The sequence below is a fragment of the Mesorhizobium sp. M7A.T.Ca.US.000.02.2.1 genome, assembly GCF_003996995.1.
Lineage (GTDB): Bacteria > Pseudomonadota > Alphaproteobacteria > Rhizobiales > Rhizobiaceae > Mesorhizobium.
This window is the reverse complement of the sequence record NZ_RZTT01000327.1, coordinates 1-6,913: the sequence shown is the minus strand read 5'-3', so window position 1 is coordinate 6,913 and position 6,913 is coordinate 1. Positions and strand designations below refer to the sequence as shown.

Below are 6,913 nucleotides of genomic sequence, written 5' to 3'. Positions count from 1 at the left end.
GCCCACCAGTGGGCCGACCAGAGCCCCACCCGTGATGCCGGCCGACAGCAGGCCCAGCGCCCAGCCGGAGCGTTCCTTCGGCGTCTGCATGGCAACGAGGATGGTCGATCCCGAGGAATAGCCACCGGCAAACCCGATCAGCAGCCGCAGCAGCACCAGTTGCCAGACCGTCTGCACCATGCCGGTCAGCGACATGCATATGGCCATGCCGAAGCTGGCGCGAACCAGCATCACCTTGCGGCCGTAGCGGTCGCCGAGACGTCCCCAGAGCGGCGCCACCAGCGCCGCCGCGAAGAACGTCGCGCCATAGGCAATCCCCGACCATTGCACGATCGCCGCGTGGCCCTCGGCGCCGAGCTGCTCGATATAGAGCGGCAGGAACGGCAAAAGCAGCGTCATGGCGACAAGCGTCGAAAACGATCCGGCAACGCACACGAACAGATTGCGCCGCCAGTGGATGTTGTAGGTGCTGTCGGTCGCCGGGGGCGTGCTCTGCTGCTGCATGTAATGTCCTGCCCAGAAACTCTTATCGATGCTTGCTGCGGATACCAATTTGGGATACCAAGATGGTGCCCCTGATGGACGCAAGCTTGACCGCTGTCAATGCGACCGTCTCAAACGTGATCGGAAAAGGCGGCCGGCAAGACGATCGCCAGCAACGATAAAAAAATGGAAACGACAATGTCGCAGATGCAGAGCGTCGAAAAACAGCTTCGGCAAATGATCCTGGGCCTCGAGATCGGCCCCGGCGAGAAGCTGACGGAGCGCTGGATCGAGAGCCGCTTCGGCGCGTCGCGAACCCCGGTCAGGGCAGCACTTCTGCGGCTTGAGACCGAGGGCCTGGTCGGCAGGGACGGACGCGGCTGGACGGTGTCGCCGATCAATCTGGCTGAACTCGAGCAGATCGCCGTCTACAGGGAAGCGGTCGAGGTTGCGGCGCTTCGCCTGACATGCAGCCTGGCGGACCGGAGCGCCGTCGATGTCATCGAGGCGATGCTCGAGTCCTGCGACAACGACACGCCGCGCGAGGAATGGCATCGCGTCGGCATGGATTTTCACATCGAACTGGCGCGTCTGTCGGGCAATGAATTCCTGTTCCGGGCGGTGCGCGATGCCATGACGCGCCTGTCGCGGGCGCGTTGGCTGGAGGTCCGCGACGAAGCGGCCCTCAGCCGCGCCTGGGCTGAACATCGCGCCATACTGGCGTCGGCACGCCTTGGCGACGCCGATGAAGCCGCGCGCCTGCTGTCAGGCCACATCGTCGGCAGCCGCGACCGGCTGGTGACGTCGCTGGCCAACGATCGGCGCGGTCTTCGCGCCAGAGGCTTTGCCGTCGTTGCTGCTTAATGGATGAAGGGGCGCAAAGCGGCGTCCGGACCTATGCGCACTTTCGCCTCGCTTCGCAGACGCCGATGGCGTAAGGAGCGGCCATGGAAAACAACCGATTTGAAACACCTGTGACTGTGAAGTCAGTCGCGGCGGGAAGCACTCAGCTCTTGCGCACGGCGCGTGAGGCTTCCGACTACCTCCTCAACAGCTGGCCCGGCAAGCGCAGCCCCAAGCATCGCGCGGCCCTGCAAGCCTGCCATGACGCACTCGCCGGCGACAAGCCGGCGATGAACGCCAGGCGTGCCTTCATCGCGGCAGCACGCGAAGTGGACGTATTCGTCAGCGACAAGGCGCCCGCCTGACACAAGCCGACATTTGGGGCGGCAATCTGGATTGAGGCACGGCCCGCAGATGCGGGCCGTTTGCCGTCACTTTGCCGTTTCGGTTTCGGCTTCAGTCTCGTCTTCGGGCTTCGAACGTTCCCTCGCTGCAACCTTTGCTGCCAGCTTCTCGGCCTTCTTGGCCGCTTTCTGGCGGTCGCGTTCCTTGCGTTCCTGATCGTAGTTTGGTGGTCGCGCCATATTGGCTCCTTTTCACTGCCTCGCGGCTCTGGTCCTGCCTAGGAGCATTAGCCGTCAAACACAACAGCTGAAGCGATAGTGCGTCGATGATGGCCAGGCTTGCAAGATGCGCGTCGCAATGAAGGGGCCAGGTCCATCATTGCGGCGGCCAATACCTATCGCCATCGATTTGCCGGTCAGATGCCGCTTCGGTCAATCACCAGATCGGCGGCACCAAAACGGTCCTTTGCCGTCAGCTGCTGGTGCCAGTAGGGATAGAGCAAGGGCGGCCGGCTGACCGCGTCGAGGCGCTCGCGCTCCTCGCCGGAGAGCATCAGGCTTGCCGCCGCGATGTTGTCCCGGAACTGCGTTTCCGTCCTGCCGCCGATCACCAGCGAACTGACGGCCGGCCGGCCAAGCAGCCAGGCCAGCGCCACCTGCGCTGCCGACACGCCGCGCTGCGCGCCGATCTCGACAAGCACGTCGACGATCCGCCACAGCCGGTCCTCGTCGCGGATCGGCGGTTCGGACCAGCCGGCAAGCTGGCGGGCGGTGGGGCTGTCGCGGCGGTATTTGCCGGACAGCAATCCGCCGGCAAGCGGGCTCCAGACCAGGACGCCCAACCCCTGGTCGACGGAAATCGGCAGCAGTTCGTACTCCGCCTCGCGCGCTTCCAGCGTGTAATGGATTTGCTGTGTGACGAAGCGCGGCTGATGATGGCTGTCGCTGATGCCGAGCGCCTTCATCACCTGCCAGCCGGAATAATTGGAGCAGCCGACATAGCGGATCTTGCCCTGGGCAACCAGCGTGTCGAGCGCGCCGATGGTTTCCTCCAGCGGTGTCACGCCATCCCATTCGTGCAGGAAATAGATGTCGATGACGTCTGTCCTGAGCCGCTTCAGGCTTTTCTCGCATTCGCGGATCAGGTGATGGCGTGACAGGCCTTCATCGTTCGGGCCTTTGCCGATCCGCATCCGTGCCTTGGAGGCGATCAGCACGTCGCCCTTGCGCTTGCCGCCGAGCGCTTCGCCGATGATTTCTTCGGAAATGCCATTCGAATAGACGTTGGCGGTGTCGATGACATTGATGCCGGCGTCGATGCAGAGGTCGATCATGCGGCGCGCTTCGTCGAGGTCGGTCTTGCCGACAGCCGAAAACGCGCCGGCGCCGCCGAAAGTCATGGTGCCCATGGTCAGCGTCGATACTTTCAGGCCGGAACGGCCGAGTGTGCGGTATTCCATGTCGATCCTCGCGATTGCGTTGGAAAAGGGGCTGGGGAGGGTGCCCGAATGTGGCCGCTATTTGTAGGACAATTTGCGCGACTTGTCGCCATGCCAGGACGCCGGATCGATCATGCCTGGCGGGATTGGCAGCGGCGGCGATCACGCTCGGGCTGCAATAAAACCGTCATTGCAGGCCTATATTGAAGTCGGCTCAGGCGTTGCCGTTCCGGGCTGTAAGCCGGAGTTTGGGGCGCCGGACGTGGATCGACAGAGCTTGCAAGTGGAGCAGCCGATAATGACCGAGCTAAAACAGAATTCTCCGGCCAGGGATTGGCTTGAAGCCGAACTCGCCGACACGCTCGACGAAGACTATGAGCTCGAAATGTCGGAGCCGGCGCTGTCGATGGAGATCGCCAAGATCTACAAGAACTCGCATCCGCCTTCGATCGATCGCATGCAGTATTTTCGCGACCTGATCACCCTGCAGTCCGAATTGATCAAGCTGCAGTCCTGGGTCGCCTACCACAAGAAGAAGCTGGTGGTGATCTTCGAGGGACGCGATTCGGCCGGCAAGGGCGGTGTCATCAAGCGCATCACCCAGCGGCTCAATCCGCGCATCTGCCGCGTCGTGGCACTGCCGGCGCCGACCGAGCGCGAAAAGTCGCAATGGTATTTCCAGCGCTATGTCCCGCATCTGCCGGCCGGCGGCGAGATCGTGCTGTTCGACCGCTCATGGTACAACCGCTCGGGCGTCGAGCGGGTGATGGGCTTTGCCCAGCCCGATCAGGTCGAAGAATTCTTTCACGACGTGCCGGAGTTCGAGCGCATGCTGGTCCGCTCGGGCATCACCGTGGTCAAATACTGGTTCTCGATCACCGACGAGGAACAGCAGATGCGCTTCCTGATGCGCATCCATGATCCAATGAAGCAGTGGAAACTGTCGCCGATGGATCTGCAGTCGCGTGTGCGCTGGGAGCAGTACACCAAGGCCAAGGAAGAGACCTTCGCCCGCACCAACATCCCGGAAGCGCCCTGGTTCATCGTCGAGGGCAACGACAAGAAGCGCGCGCGGCTGAACTGCATCGACCATCTGCTCAAGCAGCTGCCTTACGAGGAAGTGCCGCACGAGGAGATCACTTTGCCGGAGCGCGTCTTCAACCCCGAATACGAGCGCCAGGTGCTGCCGCGCGAGCTCTACGTGCCGGAGAAGTATTGATGGACGCTCCCTTCTCCCCGTATAGTGACGGGGAGAAAAAGCTGTAACTACGCCCGCTTGATGGTGACGTGCGTGGCAAGCGTCGTCGCCACCTGCTCGCTGCAGATATAGCCCAGCTTGAGCATATCGAGGCCGGCGAAAAGGTTCTCGCCCGAGCCGAGCAGCACCGGCGCGATCGCCAGATGCATCTCGTCGATCAGTTTTTCCTGCAGATATTGCCGGATGGTGGCGACACCCCCGCCGACCCGTACGTCCTTGCCGCCAGCGGCAGCTTTAGCCTGTTCAAGAGCTGAATGGATACCGTCAGTGACGAAGTGGAAAGTCGTGCCGCCCTCCATCATGATCGGTTCCCGCTTGTGATGGGTGAGCACGAAAACCGGCACATGATAGGGCGGGTTGTCGCCCCACCAGCCCTTCCAGCTGTCGTCAGGCCACTCGCCGCGGATTGGCCCGAACATGTTGCGGCCGAGGATCCAGGCGCCGACATTTTCGAAGCTGCGCGCCGCGAACGCCTCGTTGACGTCGGCGGTGCCGCCATCTTGTCCGAGCACCATCTCGCGGAAGGTGCGGGTGTCGACAAACCACTTGTGCAAGGATTCCCCACCGACGCCGAGAGGATTTTGCAGATCCTGATCGGGACCGGCGCCATAGCCGTCGAGCGACAGGGTGAAAGCGTTGACGCGAAGTTTGGACATGCGAGCCTCCTCGATAACCGGTTGTATTTTGCAAGCAGTTTAGCAAACTGATTGTGAATTGCAAGCGGTATTTTTAGAGAACTTTGCCGCACCGCACGTGCAGAGCAGAAAGATCCAGCAGTCTCGACGCGAGCAAATGTTCCGTTGCCATGCAATTGCTTATGACGAGAGAAATATCGCGGTTCCTTCCTTGCGACGCGAACAGGATGCAGCCGCAAGTGTCAGCCAAAACTATCGGCGCTGCGACGCTTCGAGCATACGTTCGACAGCAAGACGCAGTGGCGGCAGGCTGTCGGTCACCACCGCCCATACTATCGCACCGGAGGTTTTGTGATATTCGTGACGCAAAACGTTGCCTATCCCACGAACTTGTTTCCATGGAATCTCGGGAGCAAGTGCTGCCAAATCATCTGGAATGTGCCGGGCAGCTTCGGAAATGATTTCGATCCCGCGCTCGATGCCATGTCGGAGCAGCCAGTCGCTATTAAAGTCATCCAGCGTCTTGCCCGCGGCGGCAGCAGAGATGCCGTCCAGGGCCTCCATGATTTCGGCTAGAATCGGTTCGATCCGGCGCACTGCCATCAAAATATGCGCACAGCAGATTGTTCGATGTCGGCCTTCAACATGGGATTGAGGCTGTCGCGGGTGGTGATATCGATCTCCGCTGACATCTTCTCCTCAAGAAATTGCTTGATGCCGACCAGATCAATCAGCGAAAAGCGTCTTGCAGGATCATAATCGATGAAGAGGTCGAGATCGCTGTCAGGCCCTGCGTCGCCCCGTAAAATCGATCCGAACAGATAAAGCGAAGTCGCGCCCATGCCCTTGATGGCATCTGCATTTCTCTGCAACCGCTTTATGACCTCATTCCTGCTCATGAATTCATTCTAGCGGATTGCGTTAAAATTCCAAAGCTACCTAGCGGCCCCCCTTCAGAATCTCCGCCACTTCGGGTGCGAAATAGGTCAGGATGCCGTCGCAGCCGGCGCGCTTGAAGGCGAGCAGCGATTCCAGCATTGCCTTCTCGCCGTCGATCCAGCCATTGGCGCCTGCCGCCTTGATCATCGAATATTCGCCCGACACCTGGTAGGCGAAGGTCGGCATCTGGAACTCGTCCTTCAGCCGCCGGATGATGTCGAGATAGGGCAGGCCGGGCTTGACCATCAGCATGTCGGCGCCCTCGGCGATGTCCTGTTCGGCCTCTCGCACCGCCTCGTCGGAATTGGCATGGTCGATGTAATAGGTCTTCTTGTCGCCCTTGAGCAGACCGGCGGTGCCCACCGCCTCGCGATAGGGACCGTAGAAGGCCGAGGCGAATTTGGTCGCATAGGACATAATCGCCACGTCCTGAAAACCATTGGCGTCAAGCGCGTCCCGGATGGCGCCGATGCGGCCGTCCATCATGTCGGATGGCGCGATGATGTCGGCACCGGCGGCCGCCTGGATGACGGCAGCGGCGGTCACCTGTTCCACCGTCTCGTCGTTGACGATGATGCCGTCGCGCAGGATGCCGTCATGGCCGTGGCTGGTGAATGGGTCGAGCGCGGCGTCGGTGATGATGCCGATCTGCGGCACCGCATCCTTGATCGCACGGGTGGCGCGGTTGATGACATTGTCGGGATCGAGGATATGCGAGCCGGTCTGGTCGCGCAGCGAGATGTCCACATTGGGGAAGGTGGCGAGTGCCGGAATGCCGAGTTTCGCCGCGCGCTCGGCCTCCTTGACGGCGAGATCGATCGACAGGCGGAAGACGCCGGGCATGGCGGCGATCGGCTCGCGGACACCCTTGCCCTCGACGACGAAGATCGGCCAGATCAGGTCGTCGACCGTGAGCCGGTTCTCCTGCACGAGACGGCGCGACCAGTCGGCCTTGCGCATGCGGCGCAGACG

The 6,913-nt window shown here is 61.5% G+C and carries 10 protein-coding genes; 3 read left to right on the top strand and 7 right to left on the bottom strand.

Annotated features, from left to right (window positions below):
- Positions 1-504 (bottom strand): MFS transporter (locus tag EOD15_RS25130; RefSeq protein ID WP_127408943.1); only part of this gene is annotated, 504 nt, incomplete at its 3' end.
- Positions 505-681: 177 nt separating this feature from the next.
- On the opposite strand from EOD15_RS25130, the gene EOD15_RS25125 reads away from it, so the two are divergent.
- A complete protein-coding gene (locus EOD15_RS25125) occupies positions 682-1,347 on the top strand; it encodes a GntR family transcriptional regulator (protein WP_127408942.1) in 666 nt (221 codons plus the stop codon).
- Between the two features lie 110 nt (positions 1,348-1,457).
- The gene (locus EOD15_RS25120; protein WP_244506945.1) at positions 1,458-1,691 is read left to right on the top strand and encodes a DUF982 domain-containing protein; all 234 of its coding nucleotides are present in this window, start codon (positions 1,458-1,460) and stop codon (positions 1,689-1,691) included.
- A 66-nt stretch (positions 1,692-1,757) separates the two neighbouring features.
- On the opposite strand, the gene EOD15_RS25115 is transcribed toward EOD15_RS25120, so the two are convergent.
- Together EOD15_RS25115 and EOD15_RS25110 are read right to left on the bottom strand one after the other, a co-directional pair.
- A complete protein-coding gene (locus EOD15_RS25115) occupies positions 1,758-1,910 on the bottom strand; it encodes a hypothetical protein (RefSeq protein WP_013532262.1) in 153 nt (50 codons plus the stop codon).
- A 176-nt stretch (positions 1,911-2,086) separates the two neighbouring features.
- Positions 2,087-3,130: an aldo/keto reductase gene (locus tag EOD15_RS25110; protein ID WP_127323004.1), complete on the bottom strand. Its 1,044-nt coding sequence runs from the start codon at positions 3,128-3,130 to the stop codon at positions 2,087-2,089.
- Positions 3,131-3,407: 277 nt separating this feature from the next.
- Here EOD15_RS25110 and ppk2 point away from each other — a divergent pair, with 277 nt between their 5' ends.
- On the top strand, positions 3,408-4,328 hold the full coding sequence (ppk2, locus tag EOD15_RS25105; protein ID WP_127270468.1) for a polyphosphate kinase 2: 921 nt from the start codon (positions 3,408-3,410) through the stop codon (positions 4,326-4,328).
- 47 nt (positions 4,329-4,375) lie between these two features.
- Here ppk2 and EOD15_RS25100 read toward each other — a convergent pair whose 3' ends face one another.
- The 4 genes from EOD15_RS25100 to hemB form a co-directional block, all read right to left on the bottom strand.
- A complete protein-coding gene (locus EOD15_RS25100) occupies positions 4,376-5,023 on the bottom strand; it encodes a dihydrofolate reductase family protein (protein WP_127322993.1) in 648 nt (215 codons plus the stop codon).
- A gap of 231 nt (positions 5,024-5,254) precedes the next feature.
- Positions 5,255-5,605, bottom strand: coding sequence for a HepT-like ribonuclease domain-containing protein (locus EOD15_RS25095; protein ID WP_127322992.1), 351 nt, complete (start codon positions 5,603-5,605; stop codon positions 5,255-5,257).
- Positions 5,605-5,901, bottom strand: a complete 297-nt coding sequence (locus EOD15_RS25090) for a nucleotidyltransferase domain-containing protein (protein WP_127270472.1) — start codon at positions 5,899-5,901, stop codon at positions 5,605-5,607. Before EOD15_RS25090 ends, EOD15_RS25095 begins: the two co-directional genes overlap by 1 nt.
- A gap of 40 nt (positions 5,902-5,941) precedes the next feature.
- Positions 5,942-6,913, bottom strand: a 972-nt coding sequence (gene hemB / locus EOD15_RS25085) for a porphobilinogen synthase (RefSeq protein WP_245463764.1), incomplete at its 5' end; no start/stop codon positions are given.

Excerpts from the sequence above, each read along its gene's own strand:
- ppk2 (WP_127270468.1), top strand. The coding sequence starts at position 3,408 with ATGACCGAGCTAAAACAGAATTCTCCGGCCAGGGATTGGCTTGAAGCC.
- EOD15_RS25100 (WP_127322993.1), bottom strand. The coding sequence starts at position 5,023 with ATGTCCAAACTTCGCGTCAACGCTTTCACCCTGTCGCTCGACGGCTAT.
- EOD15_RS25095 (WP_127322992.1), bottom strand. The coding sequence starts at position 5,605 with ATGGCAGTGCGCCGGATCGAACCGATTCTAGCCGAAATCATGGAGGCC.
- EOD15_RS25090 (WP_127270472.1), bottom strand. The coding sequence starts at position 5,901 with ATGAGCAGGAATGAGGTCATAAAGCGGTTGCAGAGAAATGCAGATGCC.
- EOD15_RS25115 (WP_013532262.1), bottom strand. The coding sequence starts at position 1,910 with ATGGCGCGACCACCAAACTACGATCAGGAACGCAAGGAACGCGACCGC.
- EOD15_RS25110 (WP_127323004.1), bottom strand. The coding sequence starts at position 3,130 with ATGGAATACCGCACACTCGGCCGTTCCGGCCTGAAAGTATCGACGCTG.
- EOD15_RS25125 (WP_127408942.1), top strand. The coding sequence starts at position 682 with ATGTCGCAGATGCAGAGCGTCGAAAAACAGCTTCGGCAAATGATCCTG.